General features: G+C 62.2%; 16 protein-coding genes, 2 tRNA genes and 1 pseudogene. 7 read left to right on the top strand and 12 right to left on the bottom strand.

Going from position 1 to position 17692, the window contains the following annotated elements; all coding sequences use genetic code 11:
* Positions 1-14 precede the first annotated feature (14 nt).
* Together argS and M653_RS0131210 are read right to left on the bottom strand one after the other, a co-directional pair.
* Positions 15-1772 (bottom strand): arginine--tRNA ligase, encoded by a 1758-nt coding sequence (gene argS / locus M653_RS0131215; protein ID WP_027146794.1) that lies wholly within the window; start codon positions 1770-1772, stop codon positions 15-17.
* 61 nt (positions 1773-1833) lie between these two features.
* Entirely contained in the window at positions 1834-3048 is a 1215-nt protein-coding gene (locus M653_RS0131210) for a deoxyguanosinetriphosphate triphosphohydrolase (protein WP_027146793.1), read from the bottom strand.
* Between the two features lie 76 nt (positions 3049-3124).
* Here M653_RS0131210 and erpA point away from each other — a divergent pair, with 76 nt between their 5' ends.
* From erpA to M653_RS0131190, 4 genes are all read left to right on the top strand, one after another.
* Positions 3125-3472: an iron-sulfur cluster insertion protein ErpA gene (gene erpA / locus M653_RS0131205; RefSeq protein WP_027146792.1), complete on the top strand. Its 348-nt coding sequence runs from the start codon at positions 3125-3127 to the stop codon at positions 3470-3472.
* Positions 3473-3479: 7 nt separating this feature from the next.
* Entirely contained in the window at positions 3480-3872 is a 393-nt protein-coding gene (locus M653_RS0131200; RefSeq protein ID WP_027146791.1) for a VOC family protein, read from the top strand.
* Between the two features lie 7 nt (positions 3873-3879).
* Positions 3880-4674: an exodeoxyribonuclease III gene (gene xth, locus M653_RS0131195; protein ID WP_032936612.1), complete on the top strand. Its 795-nt coding sequence runs from the start codon at positions 3880-3882 to the stop codon at positions 4672-4674.
* A gap of 90 nt (positions 4675-4764) precedes the next feature.
* Positions 4765-5082, top strand: coding sequence for a hypothetical protein (locus M653_RS0131190; RefSeq protein WP_027146789.1), 318 nt, complete (start codon positions 4765-4767; stop codon positions 5080-5082).
* Positions 5083-5247: 165 nt separating this feature from the next.
* Here M653_RS0131190 and M653_RS0131185 read toward each other — a convergent pair whose 3' ends face one another.
* The 4 genes from M653_RS0131185 to M653_RS0131170 all read right to left on the bottom strand — a co-directional run bounded on the left by M653_RS0131185 (position 5248) and on the right by M653_RS0131170 (position 12462).
* Positions 5248-6096 (bottom strand): tetratricopeptide repeat protein, encoded by an 849-nt coding sequence (locus tag M653_RS0131185; protein ID WP_027146788.1) that lies wholly within the window; start codon positions 6094-6096, stop codon positions 5248-5250.
* Complete coding sequence (gene ilvD, locus M653_RS0131180; RefSeq protein ID WP_027146787.1) at positions 6083-7807, bottom strand: dihydroxy-acid dehydratase; 1725 nt, start codon at positions 7805-7807, stop codon at positions 6083-6085. The genes M653_RS0131185 and ilvD overlap by 14 nt, the downstream gene beginning before the upstream one ends.
* 290 nt (positions 7808-8097) lie before the next feature.
* Positions 8098-9318 (bottom strand): OmpP1/FadL family transporter, encoded by a 1221-nt coding sequence (locus M653_RS0131175; RefSeq protein WP_027146786.1) that lies wholly within the window; start codon positions 9316-9318, stop codon positions 8098-8100.
* A gap of 360 nt (positions 9319-9678) precedes the next feature.
* Positions 9679-12462, bottom strand: coding sequence for a valine--tRNA ligase (locus M653_RS0131170; RefSeq protein ID WP_027146785.1), 2784 nt, complete (start codon positions 12460-12462; stop codon positions 9679-9681).
* A gap of 54 nt (positions 12463-12516) precedes the next feature.
* On the opposite strand from M653_RS0131170, the gene M653_RS1000000138050 reads away from it, so the two are divergent.
* Positions 12517-12699, top strand: coding sequence for a hypothetical protein (locus M653_RS1000000138050; protein WP_027146784.1), 183 nt, complete (start codon positions 12517-12519; stop codon positions 12697-12699).
* A 63-nt stretch (positions 12700-12762) separates the two neighbouring features.
* Here M653_RS1000000138050 and M653_RS0131160 read toward each other — a convergent pair whose 3' ends face one another.
* From M653_RS0131160 to M653_RS0131145, 4 genes are all read right to left on the bottom strand, one after another.
* Positions 12763-13593 carry a PopZ family protein gene (locus M653_RS0131160; protein ID WP_027146783.1) on the bottom strand — a complete coding sequence of 277 codons (831 nt, stop codon included), beginning with the start codon at positions 13591-13593 and terminating at the stop codon, positions 12763-12765.
* Positions 13594-13847: 254 nt separating this feature from the next.
* Positions 13848-15233, bottom strand: a complete 1386-nt coding sequence (locus tag M653_RS0131155) for a TolC family outer membrane protein (RefSeq protein ID WP_027146782.1) — start codon at positions 15231-15233, stop codon at positions 13848-13850.
* Between the two features lie 182 nt (positions 15234-15415).
* Positions 15416-16084 carry a protein-L-isoaspartate O-methyltransferase gene (locus M653_RS0131150; RefSeq protein ID WP_027146781.1) on the bottom strand — a complete coding sequence of 223 codons (669 nt, stop codon included), beginning with the start codon at positions 16082-16084 and terminating at the stop codon, positions 15416-15418.
* Positions 16085-16176: 92 nt separating this feature from the next.
* A tRNA-Cys gene (locus M653_RS0131145) sits at positions 16177-16250 on the bottom strand.
* A gap of 213 nt (positions 16251-16463) precedes the next feature.
* On the opposite strand from M653_RS0131145, the gene M653_RS0131140 reads away from it, so the two are divergent.
* A complete protein-coding gene (locus tag M653_RS0131140) occupies positions 16464-16715 on the top strand; it encodes a hypothetical protein (protein WP_027146780.1) in 252 nt (83 codons plus the stop codon).
* A 48-nt stretch (positions 16716-16763) separates the two neighbouring features.
* On the opposite strand, the gene M653_RS0131135 is transcribed toward M653_RS0131140, so the two are convergent.
* On the bottom strand, positions 16764-17024 hold the full coding sequence (locus M653_RS0131135) for a hypothetical protein (protein ID WP_027146779.1): 261 nt from the start codon (positions 17022-17024) through the stop codon (positions 16764-16766).
* A gap of 222 nt (positions 17025-17246) precedes the next feature.
* Between M653_RS0131135 and M653_RS0131125 the strand changes: the two genes are divergently transcribed.
* A tRNA-Asn gene (locus M653_RS0131125) sits at positions 17247-17321 on the top strand.
* 37 nt (positions 17322-17358) lie between these two features.
* Here the strand turns inward: M653_RS0131125 and M653_RS01000000134195 are convergent.
* Positions 17359-17692: pseudogene (locus M653_RS01000000134195) on the bottom strand (integrase); the annotation flags it as partial.

Here is a 17692-nt window from a genome sequence, read left to right as displayed (position 1 = left end):
TTTTTTAGTCAAACCTAACGCATTTCGGTGGGCGCGGCGGCTCCGATCAACGTCAGGCCGGACGTGAGAACATCCGAAACAGCCTGCACCAGCCCTAGTCTGGCATGCGTCAATTGTCGGTCGTTAACCTTAACAAAACGTAAGTCCGGATTATCCGTGCCACGGTTCCAATGTCCATGGAAACTGGAAGCCAGATCATAGAGATAAAATGCCAGCCGATGCGGCTCGAGCGCAAGAGCGGCGGACTCGATCAGACGCGGATATTCAGCGAGTTTTCGGATCAGGCCGATTTCACCTTCGTCGGTCAGCGACGTTGCCGCGGCCGCCAGGCCGTTGCGATCGAAATTCGCCTCCCCCAACTGTTCGCTCGCTTGCCGGAACACCGAATGGCAGCGCGCCGAGGCATACTGCACGTAGAACACCGGATTGTCCTTGGACTGCTCGGTCACCTTGGCGAAGTCGAAATCGAGCGGCGCATCGTTCTTGCGATAGAGCATCATGAAGCGGATCGGATCGCGTCCGACTTCCTCCACCACCTCGCGCAGCGTCACGAAGTCGCCGGACCGCTTCGACATACGCACCGGCTCGCCATCGCGAAACAGCTTGACCAGATTGCACAAGAGGACGGTGAGCTTGACGTCGTCGCCGGCAATCGCGCGCGCCAAGGCTTCCAGGCGCTTGACGTAGCCGCCATGGTCGGCACCGAGAACATAGATCAGGTCGACGAAGCCGCGATCGACCTTGTCCTTCAGATACGCCACATCGGCGGCGAAATAGGTGAACGAGCCATCGGACTTGACCAGCGCCCGGTCCATGTCGTCGCCGACGGCGGTCGAGCGGAACAGCGTCTGTTCGCGATCTTCCCAGTCGTCCGGCTTCTCGCCCTTGGGCGGCGGCAGCTTGCCCTTGTAGATATGGCCCTTCAGCGTCAGGTCGTTGATCGCAGAGCGGATCTTCCGGGCATTGTCCGCATGCAGCGTGCGTTCGGAGAAAAACACGTCGTGGTGGACGTTGAGCAGCGCAAGGTCCTCGCGGATCATCGCCATCATAGCATCGATGGCGCGATCCTTGACGATGGCCAGCGCCTCCTCGTCCGGCATCTGCAGCAGGCCCCGGCCAAATTCCTTGGCTAGCGCCTGGCCAAGAGGGACGAGATAGTCGCCCGGATAAAGCCCTGGTGGTATCTCGCCGATGTCGTCACCGAGCGCCTCGCGGTAGCGCAGTATGACCGAGCGGCCGAGCACGTCGATCTGCCCACCGGCGTCGTTGATGACATATTCCTTGGTCACGTCGTAGCCGGCGAACGCCATCAGGTTGGCGAGCGCATCACCGACGACGGCACCCCGGCAATGGCCGACATGCATCGGCCCGGTCGGGTTGGCCGAGACATATTCGACGTTGGTTTTGTGGCCGGCGCCGATCGTCGAACGGCCATAATTGCGCCCCTCGCCCAGAAGCGCCGACAGATGCGCCTGCCAGAAACCGTCCTTGAGCCGCAGATTGACGAAACCCGGACCGGCGACCTCGGCGGCGGCGACGTCCCTGTCGGCCCGTAGCGCTTCCGCCAGCTTCTCGGCCAGCGCGCGCGGGTTTTGTCCGGTCGGCTTGGCCAGCACCATTGCCGCATTGGTCGCGAGATCGCCGTGTGTGGCGTCGCGCGGCGGCTCGACGGCGATACGCGACAGATCAGGCGAAACGCCGTCCTTGTCTTTCAGGTCAAGCGCTTCGACAGCTTTTACGACTCGCGCGGTGAAATCGGCGAAGATGTTCATGGTGTATGCTCTGGCGGCTTTGTGACGAATCCGGCCCTTTGGCCGGCAAATCGAGCCCGCCCTAGCTCAAATCCGGGGTGCGGTCAAACAAACGCCTGTGTTCCTTGAGCGCGTAGGTGTCGGTCATGCCGGCCAGGAAATCGGCGACGCTGCGCGCCTTGATGCGATCCTGCGCGTGGTCCAGCCCTTCGCGCCAGCCGTCCGGCATGGCGCGCGGATCGGCAAAATAGACATCGAACAGGTCCCTGACGATCTGCTCGGCGTCCGCGCGCACCCGCATGACCTCCTCGTGCCGGTAGAGGTGCTTGTAAAGGAAGGCCTTCAGTTCCTTCTCGGCTTCCGCCATCTCGGCCGAAAAGGTCACCATCGTCTCGCCCGCCGCCCTCACCGCGTCGGCACTCGGCGGCCTGATCCGCTCCAGATTGGCGGTCGTCGACTTGATCACATCCTCGACCATGGCCGTGATCTGCCGCCGCATCAATTCGTGACCGGTGCGCACGTCATCAAGCCTGGGATAGCGCTCACGCACACTCGTCAGGATCGTTCCGGGCAGCGAAACGCCCTTCAGCATGTCCAGCGTCAACAGCCCTGACCGCAGCCCATCGTCGATATCATGCGTGTTGTAGGCGATGTCGTCGGCAATCGCCGCGCACTGCGCCTCGATGCCGGCGAACCGGTCAAGTTCGAGATCCTGCAATTGCGAGTAATCGCGGATCGCCTGCGGTACCGGCCCTTTCAGGCCTTGGCCGCTGCTGTCGGTGAGCGGACCATTGTGCTTGACCAGACCTTCCAGCGTTTCCCAGCTCAGATTGAGCCCATCGAATTCGGCGTAGCGAGCCTCCAGCCTGGTCACGATGCGCAGCGATTGTGCGTTGTGGTCGAAGCCGCCCCAAGCCGCCATCTTTTCGTTCAGCGCGTCCTCGCCTGTGTGGCCAAAGGGCGTGTGGCCGAAATCATGCACCAGCGCCACCGCTTCGGCGAGATCCTCGTCGCCGCGTAGCGCCCGCGCCAGCGCACGCGCGATCTGCGCCACTTCGATCGAATGGGTCAGCCTTGTCCGGTAGTGGTCGCCTTCATGGGCGATGAAGACCTGCGTCTTGTGTTTGAGCCGCCGAAACGCCGTCGAATGGATGATCCGGTCGCGGTCGCGCTGGAACGGTGTGCGGGTCGGGCTTTCCACCTCGTCGAACAGCCGGCCGCGCGAGCGGGCCGGATCCGTGGCATAGGCCGCGCGCGGCCGATAGCCGAATCCGATGTCGCCAAGCTCATTTGTCATGGCTGATGCTGCCGCAGTTGACTTGCCCCGTCGCGCTTCATACCTATCATGTGAAACCGAAAGCAAGGTGACGCCTATGGGCGCGGATGCCAAGACCGCCATGAAAGTCGAGATAACCGAGGCTGCCGCCAAGCGGATTGGCAGGATTGTTTCGGCCGAAGCCGGCAAGACAGCGCTGCGCGTTTCCGTCGAAGGCGGCGGCTGCTCCGGCTTTTCCTACAAGTTCGACCTCGTCGACACACGCAACGACGACGACGTCGCCATCGAAAAGGACGGTGCCACGGTGCTGATCGACGATCTGTCCCTGGTCTACATGGGCGGTTCGGTCATCGACTTCGTCGACGATTTGATGGGCCAGTCGTTCCAGATCAGGAACCCGAATGCGGTCGCCTCCTGCGGCTGCGGCACCAGCTTCTCCATCTAGGACCGAGATGCCCGCAACCGGCGCGGTTCGTCAGGTTGCGCTCTCCGCCGGTCGCGACCTCGACGCGACGTTGGCCTTTTGGCGCGATGTCCTCGGCATGAGCGTTCATGCCCGCTACGATCCGCCCGGCATCGCCTTCATCATGGCCGGCGATGTCAGGCTGTTGTTCACCGATGGCATCCCGGCCGGCACCATCTATCTCGATAGTGTTGGCCTCGAAGCCTTCCACGCCGAGGCAAGGGCAGCCGGCATTCCCTTCACCGCGCCGCCGACGCTGGTCCATCGCGACACCGAGGGGCAGTTCGGTCCGGCGGGGGAAAGCGAATGGATGGCCTTTATAAAGGACCCGGCAGGCAATACGATCGGACTCGTCGAACGCCTTCCGCCGCAGGAACAATGAGACCGTCATGAAAATCGTCACCTGGAACATCAATGGCGTGCGCGCCCGCATCGGCAACCTGACCCATTGGCTGACCGAAAGCGCGCCCGACATCGTCTGCCTGCAGGAGATCAAGACGGTCGACGAACAGTTCCCGCGCGCCGAGATCGAGGCGCTTGGCTACAATGTCGAAATCCACGGCCAGAAGGGCTTCAACGGTGTCGCGCTGCTGTCGAAGCTGCGCTTCGACGAGGTTATCAAAGGCCTGCCGGGCGACGATGCCGACGAACAGGCGCGTTTCATCGAAGGCGTGTTCTCGACCGACAAGGGGGCGCTTCGCGTCGCCTCGCTCTATCTGCCGAACGGCAACCCGATCGATGACGAGAAGAAGTTTCCCTATAAACTGTCCTGGATGGCGCGGCTGGAGCGCTGGGCGCAGGAGCGCCTGAGGCTGGAAGAGTCGCTGGTGCTGGCCGGGGACTACAACGTCATCCCCGAGCCGGTCGACGCGCGATTTCCCGAGAACTGGCTGGGCGACGCGCTGTTCCAGCCGCAGACGCGGCAAGCCTTCCGGCGGCTTTTGAACCTCGGCTTCACCGAGGCGGTGCGCGCGGTCACCGATGCCTCGGACACCTACACCTTCTGGGACTATCAGGCCGGCGCCTGGCAGAAGAACAACGGCATCCGCATCGACCATCTGCTGTTGTCGCCGGAAGCCGCGAACAGGTTCTCATCGGCCTCGATCGAAAAGCATGTGCGCGCCTGGGAAAAACCGTCCGATCACGTCCCGGTTGCCATCGACCTCGCCTTGCTGCCGGCCTGACCTGGGGCCTGCCGCTGCGGGCTAGTGCCGGGCACGCCGATACCGGAGGACCTCATCTCGCCACATTCCGACGCATGATGGGAGATCATCATGGCGGCCGGGGTTCCCATGACCATTCGATTTGCTCTTTGTCCGATCGGCTTGGCATTCGCCACGGTCGCGATCGTGCCGGCCTTCGCCGCGCAGGAATGTCTTGCCAATGGAAAATCCTATCCGGTCGGCCAGGTCGCCTGCCTGAGGGTCGCCGATCAGAGTCATTTGGCTCGCTGCGACATGGTGCTGAACAACACATCCTGGACCAAGGTTGGCGATAGCTGCCCCTCAAACACCATGGCGCCGCAGGTGCACGTCACGCCGATCTCGACACCCGAGCCAAGCATGGTGCCGACGGAACCGACCGAAAACTGATTTTCTTCTGGATTGCCTCGCCTTCAGGTCGAGACGAGCCTTGATAGGCCGACGCTGCCCCTCAGTGCCTTGCTGGCGTTTGTCGCTCGAAAAGCCAAGCAGTTGGCTTTTCGTCCACTACACGGATCGCTCCTCCGCTCGTCGCATGGTGACGGGAGAAAGAGCCTACTGATCGGTGTTGTTGCCCTTGGTCAGGATATCGTCCGCCAGCGAGATCGCGGTGCGGCGGTCGGCTTCGCCGGCTGCGGCGAACGCCTCTTCCTGCATGCCGCGGATCCAGGGCTGATCGGCCGGCGACGCACGCTCGAGGGCCGCGGTCATCATCGCCAGGCCGCGCACGATCTTGCCGCTCTGGAACAACAGGTGGCCAAGCGTCGCCTGTGCGCCGGCATGGCCCTTCTCGGCGGCGAGCTGGAACCAGCGCCCGGCCTGCTTGACGCTGGCCTTCACGCCGCCCTCGCCCTTCAGGAACATCTGGCCCATCTCGAACTGAGCGTTCGGATTGCGGTAGTTGGCGGCGGCGCGCATGTAGTATTCCTGCGCCGCCACCTCGTTCTCGGTGACCGGGCTGCCTGGAATGCCCGTGCGCAGATAATCGCCGAGCGCCACCAGAGCGTCGGAGACGTAGCTTTCTTCCGGAGAGCCGGGCTCGACGTCCTGGTCGACGATCTCCGAGAAGAACTTGAACGCCTCATAATCGTCGCGGGCCACGCCGTCGCCTTCGGCATACATGCGGGCAAGCTTCCAGGTGGCGCCGATCTGGCCGTTTTCGGCGGCGTATTTATAGGCCTCGGCGGCCTGCTCCTTGTGGCCACTCTTGTAGGCGGAGAAACCGAACTGGAACACCGCCCAGGGGCTCGACTGCGGCTTCACGCCGGTCTTGTCGTCGAACACCTTGTCGTCGAAGGCCATGGCCTGGCCCACGGCGCCAAAGATCGCAACCGCGACCAGTGCCGAAAGGACGGATGACCTCAACAACTCTGGTGTTGACTTCAACAACTCAGATATCCGCATAGCAGTGTGTTTCTTTCGCACCGCCCGGATGGGTGACCGCGCCATCCCTGGCGGACCCTACCGTCTGTGCGTATTTCCATATCGCGCCAGACTGATAGTCGGTCGTGCGCGCCTTCCATGTCTTCGCTCGCGCCGCCAGCTCACTCTCGGACAGCGCCACCTCGATCGTGCCGTTCACCGCGTCGATCGTGATCACGTCGCCATCCCTGATGAGACCGATCGGGCCGCCCACCGCCGCTTCCGGCCCGACATGGCCGATGCAGAAGCCGCGTGTCGCGCCTGAGAAGCGGCCATCGGTGATCAGCGCCACCTTGCCGCCCATGCCTTGGCCGTAGAGTGCCGCAGTCGTCGACAGCATCTCACGCATGCCCGGGCCGCCGCGTGGTCCTTCATAGCGGATGACCAGAACCTCGCCTTCCTGATAGGCGCGGTTCGTCACTGCCTCAAAACATTCCTCTTCCGAATCGAAGCAGTGCGCCGGGCCGGAGAATTTCAACTCCGCCATGCCCGCGACCTTCACGATCGCGCCTTCGGGGGCAAGGTTTCCCTTCAACCCCACGACACCGCCGGTTTGGGTAATAGGTCTGTTGGCCGGGCGGACCACATCCTGGTGTTCATTCCAGGCAACGTGCTCCATATTTTCGGCCAAAGTACGGCCAGTGACCGTCAGGCAATCGCCATGCAAATAGCCGTGGTCGAGCAGCGTCTTCATCAGCAGCGGGATGCCGCCTGCCTCGAACATGTCCTTGGCGACATATTTGCCGCCTGGCTTGAGGTCGGCGATGTAGGGCGTCTTCTCGAAGATTTTCGCCACGTCGAACAGGTCGAACTTGATCCCCGCCTCATGCGCGATCGCCGGCAGATGCAGTGCCGCATTGGTCGAGCCGCCGGTGGCCGAAACCACGGTCGCCGCGTTTTCCAGCGCCTTCAGCGTGACGATGTCGCGCGGGCGGATGTTTTTCGCGATCAGCTCCATGATCTTTTCGCCCGAGGCGAAATTGAAACGGTCGCGCATTTCGTAGGGCGCCGGTGCGCCGCAGGAATAGGGCAGCGCGAGGCCAATTGCCTCCGCGACGGTGGCCATGGTGTTGGCGGTGAACTGGGCGCCGCAGGAACCGGCCGACGGACAGGCGGCCTGCTCGATTTCAAGCAGCTCGGCATCGTCGATCGTGCCGACCGAGTGCTGGCCGACCGCCTCGAACACATCCTGCACCGTGATCTGGCGGCCGCGATAGCTGCCGGGCAGGATCGAACCGCCATAGATGAAGATCGACGGCACGTTGAGCCGCACCATAGCCATCATCATGCCGGGCAGCGACTTGTCGCAGCCGGCGAGGCCGACCAGCGCATCGTAGCAATGGCCGCGCATCGTGAGCTCGACCGAATCGGCGATGACCTCGCGCGACACCAGGGACGACTTCATGCCCTGGTGGCCCATGGCGATGCCATCGGTGACGGTGATGGTGCAGAACTCGCGCGGCGTGCCGTTGGCGGCTGCGACGCCCTTCTTGACCACCTGCGCCTGGCGCATCAGCGAGATGTTGCAGGGTGCTGCTTCGTTCCAGCAGGACGCGACGCCGACCAGCGGCTGCGCGATCTCGGCCGCCGACAAGCCCATGGCATAGAGATAGGACCGGTGCGGCGCACGCGCCGGACCGACAGTCACATGGCGGCTAGGGAGCTTAGCCTTTGAAATGACCTTGGCGTCCATTCTCATCCTTGCCGCGGGCGGTGCGGCCTGTCCCATCGCCGAGCCTTTTGACGCATGTCCCGGGACAAGATCGAGGTGCGCCGGGTTTATGGCGGGAAATAGGCAATTTCCTCGGCCTGCCCCTTAGCGGAGGGGTTGTTCAGAAAGTGTTGCTGAAACGTCACAATTGCGCGAGGCGGCCGAGAGTGCGGCTTATATGCAACGGCGCTTGGGTACCGGACATACCAGTGATGTCGGCTTAAATGAAAAAGCCGGGCAACGCCCGGCCCTTTCCAATAATATTCAATAGTTTAGAACTTTATCTTTACGCCACCGGAAATTGCCGTGACCAGATCGTTGCCGAAGTCGTAGCTGGCATCCTCGCCGGCAATATAGCCGTTTTCACCGGCCAATTCTCCTGAGTGACCGCTGGTCAACACGCCGACCGCTCCCGCCAAACGAATTTCGACGCTCGGCGACGGCGTATAGGCCACGCCACCACCCAGCGTCCATGTATCAGTCTGCGCGCCATAGCCATGCGAGGTGCCACGATCCCACGAAAGCTGGCCGGCGGCACTCCACTGATCGTTGAACTTGTGGCCCAGACCGCCTGTGACGGTCCAGCCGTCACGATACATCAGATCGAGCGAAGTCACCGCGGCCGGCGAACCGGTGAAGCATGACGAAGCGGGGAAACCCACCGGGCAGATCGGAACGCTTTGCAGCAGGCTCCAGTTGACCCACTTGACCGAGCCAAAGGCGAGCCAGCCGGGCGCGATGCCTGACTGAAGTTTCAACTCCAGGGTATCAGGCATGTACTGCGTTGAGCCGTAGATGGGGGTAATACCCCTGCCGATACTGGTGAGATCCAGTGTTCCCTCGATATTGTCGAGCTTGACTTTCGAGTTGTAGACCAAGCTTGCGCGCAACGCGATGTCGGGGATTTCGTAAGCAATTCCCGCGCGCCAGCCCCAGCCGCTGGTTTTCAGGTCGACACGACCCGTCAGTGCCGGAAAAACATTCACCAGGCTTTCCTTAAAGCCCGAGATATCCTGGTAGAACAAACCGCCGATAAAGCGGAGTTGGCCCTTGCCGGCATCCATCTTGTAGGAGCAGGTACCTGCGTAGTTGTCGCTCTTGATATCGGTTTCGATATTGGAGAGCGCTCCGTTCCATATACCTGGCGCTGTGTGCGCGCCCCAGGGTTGCGAATAGTCGACCATGCAATCGACGCCTTGCACAACTTGGACCTTGGCCCCAATGCGCGGAACCCAATAACCCTCGGCACCATCGGCTGAGGTGCCCAAGCCGAGATTTGCTCCGCCCGGACCACGCGCATTCTCATACTTGCGATCTGGCATCACATAGGTCGCTTCAGCTTCCGTAGTGAATGGCGCCGGATCGAACAGCAGGTCAATATCGTAGCCGCCGCGCTCCAGACCGCCGGCATGCGCCGGATGAATAACCGAGCCCATCAAAGCCAGCGAAAAGCACCCCGCCCCCAGCAGTGCTTTCAGACGCGAATTGTTCATGGATGTCCTCCCCGAATAACTAGTGGATCAAGCTAGAACCAATTCACGTTAACGGTGCAATAACGAATACGTTGGGCGTACATGTACATGTTCGCCCAACGTATTTCGGGCATAATGCAGGCGGACGCCGCGACCCCAAAAAACGGTCTTTGGTGAGGTTCACCGCTCCAAAAAAAGGAAAAAGCGACCGAAAAGGCTCAAAAAAGGCCGATTTAGGCGGTCTGCGGCCCCATTGTTACATTATGGCAACAATGGGGCAAAAACTTCCGTTTACGTCAACATTAACGCAACGGAATGCCGGTTTTTCGAGGCACGAGACCGCCCATTTTAGAGGGCGCTAAAATCTCCCGAATCTGCCCTTCAGCCGGCGTCACGAACCCTGGTCAGCGCCACCGAAAGCTTGTCCTGCGCGTCGCGATATTCTGCGAGCTTTTCCCGTTCGCCTTCGACGATCTCGGCCGGCGCGCTGGCGACGAATTTCTCATTCGACAGCTTCTTGTGCAGGCGCGCGATTTCCTCGGTCACCTTGACCAGTTCCTTTTGCAGCCGCACGGCCTCCGCCGTGAGGTCGATCAGGCTGCCAAGCGGCAGGCAGATCGTCGCCTCGTTGAGCACGATCTGCGCCGACCCCTTGGGTGCCGCATCGGCGAGCGAGATGTCGCCGACGCGCGCCAGCCGCTTGATCGCGGACTCCTCGCGAACCAGTCGTTCGCGCGTCACGTCGTTGGCGCCGACCACCACGAGCGGCGCAATGGCCGCCGGCGGCACGTTCATCTCAGAGCGCACCGAGCGGATGCCGGAGACGAGATCGACCAGCCAGTTGATGTCGGCGGCTGCTTCCGCGTCCTCGAAATCCGGTGACGGCCATGCGGCATGGCACAGCAGCGAGGCCCGTTCCCTGCCTTCGCCCGCCGTCTGCGCCCACAACTCTTCGGTCATGAACGGCATCATCGGATGAAGCAGCTTGTAGATCTCGTCGAGCACGAAGGCGACGCAGGCGCGGCTTTCAGCCTTGGCCGCCTCGTCCGTGCCCATGAACACCGGCTTCAGCAGTTCCAGATACCAGTCGCAGAACAGGTTCCAGACGAAGCGGTAGGCCGCTCCAGCCGCCTCGTTGAAGCGGTACGAGGTGATGCCGTCGGTGATCTCGCGCGCGGCGCGCGTCAACTCGGTCAGGATCCAGCGGTTGACCGCCAGCTTGGCGTCGTTCAGCCAGAAATCGTCATTGCGCGCAACTTCGTTCATCTCGGCAAAGCGCGTCGCGTTCCACAGCTTGGTGCCGAAATTGCGATAGCCGGCGATACGCGCCGGGTCGAGCTTCACGTCGCGCCCCTGCGCCGCCATCACGGTCAGGGTGAAGCGCAATGCGTCGGCGCCATATTCGTTGATGAGATCGAGCGGGTCGATGACGTTGCCTTTCGACTTCGACATCTTGGCGCCGTTCTTGTCGCGCACCAGCGCATGGACATAGACGGTGTGGAACGGTTCCTCGTCCATGAAGTGCAGGCCCATCATCATCATGCGGGCAACCCAGAAGAAGATGATGTCGAAGCCGGTGACCAGCACGTCGGTCTGGTAATAGGTTTTCAGTTCCGGTGTCTGGTCCGGCCAGCCAAGCGTCGAGAACGGCCACAACGCCGACGAAAACCAGGTGTCGAGCACATCCTCGTCGCGGATCAGTATCTCGCCCGGCTTGAAGTTCTCGAGCTTGTCCTCGACCCAGGCCTTCCATGGCCCTTCCAGAGCCAAATAATATTCGATCGCCGCACTCAGCGCCTCTTCCTCGGTCTTCTCGACGAAGACGCGCCCGTCCGGCCCATACCAGGCCGGAATCTGATGTCCCCACCACAACTGGCGTGAAATGCACCAGGGCTGGATGTTCTCCATCCAGTCGAAATAGGTTTTTTCCCAATTTTTCGGGACGAAGTTGGTACGACCTTCGCGCACCGAGGCAATCGCCGGCTTGGCGAGCTCGGCCGCATCGGCATACCACTGTTCGGTGAGGAACGGTTCGATCGGCACGCCGCCGCGGTCGCCATGCGGCACCGCGTGGCGATGCGGCTCGACCTTGTCGAGGAAGCCGCCGGCCTCCATCAGTTCGACGATCTTCTTGCGCGCGACGAAACGGTCGAGGCCGTCGAGTTCGTCCCATACCGCCTGACGCTCCGGCGTCACCTCGAGGCCGGCGAGGAAGTCCTCATTATCCCTGAGCTTGATGGCGGCTTCGACGGTGAGGATGTTGATCGCCGGCAACTTGTGGCGCTTGCCGACCTCGAAGTCGTTGAAATCATGCGCCGGCGTGATCTTGACCGCTCCGGACCCCTTTTCCGGATCGGAATACTCGTCGGCCACGACAGGGATCTTGCGCCCGACGATCGGCAGGACGACGTTCTTGCCGATGAGATGCTGGAACCGCTCGTCGTCGGGATTCACCGCGACAGCCGTGTCGCCCAGCATCGTCTCGGGACGAGTCGTCGCCACGATGATGAAGGTTTTCGGGTTTTCCGGATCGAAGGCCGCGCCTTCGATCGGATAGCGGAAATGCCAGAGATTGCCGTTGACCTCCTGCTGCTCGACCTCGAGATCGGAGATTGCGGTCAACAGTTTCGGGTCCCAGTTCACAAGGCGCTTGTCCTTGTAGATCAGCCCTTCCTTATAGAGCGTGACGAACACTTCGAGCACGGCCTTGGACAGGCCCTCGTCCATGGTGAAGCGTTCGCGCGACCAGTCGGCGGAGGCACCGAGACGTTTCAGCTGGTTGAAGATCAACCCACCCGATTCGGCCTTCCATTCCCACACCTTCTCGATGAATTCTTCGCGGGTGAGATCGCGGCGATGGATCTGCTTTTCCATCAGCCGGCGCTCGACCATCATCTGCGTGGCGATGCCGGCATGGTCCATGCCGGGCTGCCACAGGACGTTCTTGCCACGCATGCGCTCGAAGCGCACCAGGATGTCCTGCAGCGTGTTGTTGAGCGCATGGCCCATATGCAGCGAGCCAGTGACATTGGGCGGCGGAATGACGATGGTGAAGGCCTCGGCCCCCTCCTCCGCCCCAGCGCCGGCCCGAAACGCATCGGCTTCCTCCCACACCCTGGCGATCTTCGGCTCGACGGTCTTGGCGTCGTAGGTCTTTTCAAGCATGGGGAACGGTCCGCGCTGTCGGGATTTTGCTGGTTCGGTGTAAATCGGAAGGTCTTGGTCAAGTCAACCGCGAGGGCCGCCCGGGATCATCACAAGCAGATAGGCGCGGCCCTGTTCATTTCAACGGACGGCCGTAAGGCATCGTTGCGAACCGAGCCCTGGGGCTCCCGCACCTTCATTGTCGGCGACCCCGACGGCAATTTGATCGCCTTCGCCAGTTCGGCGACCAGCGGTTGACCTCGCTACAACGAGAAACGCCGCCTCGACGGCGGCGTTTCTTCTGGAATGCAAGTCTGGACGCTACTGTGCCCCGCGTGCCACGCGCTCGATCTCTTCGCGCACCAGCCTTTCGACCAGCGTCGGCAGATTGTTGTCCAGCCAATCCTGCAGCATCGGCCGCAGCATTTCTTCGGCCATCTCGTCGAATGTCTTCTTGCCGCGGCTGGCAAAGGCGTCGGACAGTTCGCCGAAGGCGGCAGCAACCTGCCGGCCGGTATGTTCGGAAAGAATCGCGGGACGCACCGCATGCGCTTCGTTTGCCGCCGCGCGCGCCTGGGCCGCGCCCGGAGCATCGCTCGACGAAGACCGCTCGGTCGCGGGGTCCACCGCCGTTTCGCTCGCCGCCACCTCCGGCCGTGCCGCTGACTTGCGGATGCTCCGGTCCGGCATCGCCTTGGCTTGCTCGCCAACCGCCGCGATCTCGCGACGCCAATCGGCGATAATGGCTTCACTCGCCGCAAGCTCCGCGGGAGCCGCTGGCGCGTCGCGGCTGGGCACCGGCTCGGCGGCAACCCGGGCGCCGACCTCGGCCAGGGTCGTCGGCGTCCTGCCAACAGCCGGATCGGCACGTGGCGGCGCTTCCGTGCGTGTGATCGCCGGTTGTACGGCTGGCGCCTGGGCTTCCGCCATAGCGACCGGTTTCCTGACCTCGGGAACGGCACGCAGTTCGGCGCGGAACGCGTCTATGTCGGCGGCCGCAACAGCACTCGGCGCGGGCTCCAAATCCTGCTGCAACTCATCGGCCTCGCCGGGCTGCTTACGACCGTTGTCGCTGTCTTCGATGATCCTCCTGATGGAAGCCAGTATCTCTTCCATGGAGGGTTCGCGCTGTGCGCTGCTTGCCGTTGCCATCGTCACATCCGCCGCCCTTGTGACCCGTTACAGGTTTCCGCTCCGGCAACAGCCGGATTCGAATCATGACGACAGCGTAACCGACGGATCGCCGTACGAGAATCCCCAATCTGGGGACATGTGGGATTTCAACAGATTAGAGCGATTCCGCCAAAGCCATGTGACGGTCCCCGCAGCAACCCACCGAAGGACAACGACAGTCAGGCGTTTCCGATCGAACCGCTCAGCCCGGAAACGCCGTGCGAACGAAAGGCCTAGCGGCCGTCCGGCGTGCGCAGGCCGATCCACTTGTCCTTGACGGCGTTGTAGTGCTCTTCGGGCCTGTACTTCGTCACCTGCAGCGCAAGCCGGTCGACCGACAGGTGGCCGATCGCGGAGAGGATGGCATAGCTCGCCACGACCACGTCGTGTTCGGAATTGGCCTGGTTGATCTTGGCGGTGATGAGGGTAGCCTGGGCATTGAGCACGTCGAGCGTCGTGCGCTGGCCGACATTGCGTTCTTCGATGACGCCGTTCAGTGCCAGTTGTGCGGCTTCGATCACCTGCCTGTTGGCGGATACGCTTTGCTGCGCGGCGGTGTATTGCGACCATGCCGTGGCGACGGCCTGGCGCACCTGGTCACGGCTGACGTCGACCTGGATGCGCGCTTGCCCGAGCGACTCCTTGTTCTGCCGCACGATCGCCGAGGTCCGGCCCCCTGAATAGATCGGGATGGTCAGCGTTGCGCCGATATTGGCCGAGGTCGAATTGCCGTTGGAACCCGTCACGTCGGGGATGGCTTTGCGGTAGTTTTCCGAAATACCGGCCGAGGCCGACAGCTGCGGCAACAGCGCGCCCTCGGACGATTTCACCGAGAACGCCGCAGCGTCGACCAGATGCTGGGTGGCAAGGATGGCCGGATGTTCGGCCGAGCCGATCGCGATCGCGGCGTCGAGGCTCGACGGCAGCAACCGTCCCAATGGCGCGGCTGGCTTGAGCTTGCCCGGCTCGTCGCCGACAACCTGGTGATAGGTCGCGGCACTGGCCAATGCCTGCGCACGCGCAGCACTGAGCGAGGCCACCGCCGAGGCGCGCTGGGCATCGGCCTGCGCGACATCGGTGCGCGTACCTTCGCCGACGTCGAAGCGCGAGCGCGCGGCGCGCGCCTGCTCTGTCAGGAACTGCAGGTTCTGCTCGGTCAACACCGCGATCTGCCGGTCGCGAATCACGTCCATATACGCGGTGGCCGCGCTGAACAGCGTGTTCTCCTCGGTGTTGCGCAGGCTTTCGACCGACGCCTTGACCTGGGATTCAGCCGCCGCCACGTTGTTTCTCGTCTGGAAACCGTCGAACAGCGACTGGTTGATCTGGATGCCGTAGCTGCCGCTTGTCAGCTTCGAATTGCCGCCGTCATTTGCCCGGCGCGTGTTCGTGTAGTCGATGTTGGCCGATCCGGTAACTGTCGGACGCCAGCCCGATTTGGCAATGGCCACGCTCTCGTCGGTCACACGCACGCCGGCACGCGACGCATTCAGTGTGGAATTGTACTGATAGGCTTTTGCAAGGGCACCGGTGATGGTTTCAGCCGATGCAGCCAGTGGGGATAGCGCGGTCGCCGAAACAAGGACGGCGGTGAAAAGTGATTTGCGTACTGACGGCACGGTATATCCCTCATTCGTTTTCCATGGGAACCGCGCCGCGCCGGCTTCTCCTTCTGGAGCAGCCGGCGTGGCGTGTTTCATGTTCCCTGTCGCTCGGCCCAAAGTGCCCCCAGTCTGGGATCAGCAACGATCGTTCAAATGCAAGCGACCATGACAAAGCCTTTGCTGCAAGGCCAAATCATTCAGAATTCGAAAGCATGCCCACGTTCGAAGCCGGGTAGTGGCTTAATTGCCGCATTAAATGCCCTTCTCCCGGTTACAACCCCTCCCGCATTGACAAAAAGCCGCGCCACGCCGGAATTGCCCTGTCCTTCGACCGCGACCAGGCGTCCGCCCTCGGCGAGCTGGTCGAGCAGCGACGCCGGCACTTTGCCGACACTGCCGCCGATGAAGATGACATCGTAAGGTGCCTTTGCCGCATGGCCTTGCGCCAGTGCGCCCTGAACCACGGTCACATTGCCGCAGCCCAGGCCGGACAGGGTCGACGCGGCGGTTTGCGCCAAGGCCGAATCGCTTTCGAGCGCCACGACGAATCTCGCCAGCCGCGACAGGATCGCCGAGGCGTAGCCGGTGCCGCAGCCGACATCGAGCGCCGAATCGGCCACGCTGATCTCGGCCAGTTGCATCAGCTTGGCCAGCGGCGAAGCTTCCATCAGGTAGCGCGGGCCATCGGCGCTGCCGGTGATGCGGATGTCCTCGTCGATATAGGCCAGATCCCGCTGGCGATCGCCAACGAAAACCTCGCGCGGCACGGAAAGCATCGCGTCGAGCAACGGCGCGCTGGTCACGTCGGTGGTGCGAACCTGACCATCGACCATCTTTATGCGAAGTTCGGAAAAATCAGCGCTCATGTTCCAAGCCTCGCTTTCCGCGACACAATCGCGGTCCATTGGACAGGACGCTCAGGCTCCGGCGCTGACGCGCGGGAGCCTGGCCTTGAGATTGGAGGCCTCGCCCGGAATCGAACCGGGGTGCAAGGATTTGCAGTCCTCTGCGTAACCACTCCGCCACGAGGCCTCTTTGCTCCCGGCGTTCCACCCGGTTCCAATAGGTTGCGGCGAAAATGCCGTCAAGCGGCCACGACGTATTCAGAACGCTTTCCTCTGCGCCGGCTCCGCCCCCCGTCGGATCGCCGTCACAACCGCCCTATTAGCAATCCGTTAAGCATGGCGGATGATCGAACGAAACGCCGCGCACCGGCTTGCGTTGAGAGACAGGGAGGACTGCGCCATGCCCACGGCAAAGCCAAGGGACGAGACGCACGAAACGGAAAGCGTGTCGCTGCTGGGATGCGAGGAATTGGTGCGCTATGCCATCGACTGCCTGAGAATTGAAGGCACCGGCAGGCTGTCGCCGCGTGATCGCGCGCGTCTGGCCTCGGCTTCCGCGGTCCTGAAGGAGATCAGCGAGGATTTGAAGGCAGGCACACAACCCGATTCGGAGGAATCCGTCGGCGGCACGGAGAGACGGCGCCAGGATTGATTCTCTTTCGAAGGCCACCGCCGTGCGAGATGCGCCGGCAAGGGCCGCTCAGTCCGGCCGGCGTCGCCGCTCCCACCAGACGACCAAGCGGCGCCGGTGGCGACGGACCATGGCGATTTCGTAGGAGAGTACCAGCAGTCCGAGCGGCACCATCCAGAAGCCAAGGATCGGCAGGAACCCGAGAAGGCCGCCAATCGTCAAAAGCACGCCGATGGTGATTCTGAGACCGCGCGACTGCGGCATGGTGAATTCGCGCCCGAAAACCGAGATCTTTCGTGCGGGTATCCGGTTTTCGTCCGCTGCCGTCATTGCGAAAAACTGCCTGTCTGGGGGCTCGATAATGCCATCTTACGAAAGCCGCGACCGCCCTTTCGGTTCCGCGCTCGTCGCCAAGACGGCTAATATGTGGGCGGGCAAAGCCGATTGCGAGAAACCACCGCGCGAAAAAGTCTCGGCAAAATGCGAAATGCTGCTTTGCAAAGCCGAAACGGGTTTGCTATAGGCTGCGCCACTTGCTCAAAGAGCCTCCGTTCCCCGGTAGCTCAGTGGTAGAGCAACCGGCTGTTAACCGGTTGGTCGCTGGTTCGAATCCGGCCCGGGGAGCCAATATTTCCAGGTCCGTTCTGGACACATAGGTTACGGTTTATACCGGAGACATGGGTAACACTTTTGGCCCGAACGGGTTTTGGAGTGGTTCGAGCCTGCATGTCTCATCGTCGAAATATCCCAAATCGTAGTCCATGAAGCTGGCCAGCCAGATGTGATCCTCGACCTGTTTGATGCCGACGGTCTGGCCGGCGAAGACGAGGCTGAGATTGATCTTCTTTCTGTTATAGCAGATGCGGCCGCAGGTGGTGACGGTGACGGCCTTGTCGTGAAACGGATAATCGAGATCGGGCAGGCCGGCATAGGGCCGCGTTGAGGGTGCGTAACGCTCTGCCGGGCAGTCCATGCCGAGCGCCTGGTGGGGGCGTTCA

Source organism: Mesorhizobium sp. WSM3626, from assembly GCF_000513935.1.
GTDB classification, from domain to species: Bacteria; Pseudomonadota; Alphaproteobacteria; order Rhizobiales; family Rhizobiaceae; genus Mesorhizobium; species Mesorhizobium salmacidum.
The sequence above is the reverse complement of the archived record's forward strand: the minus strand, read 5'-3'. Positions and strand labels throughout refer to the sequence as shown.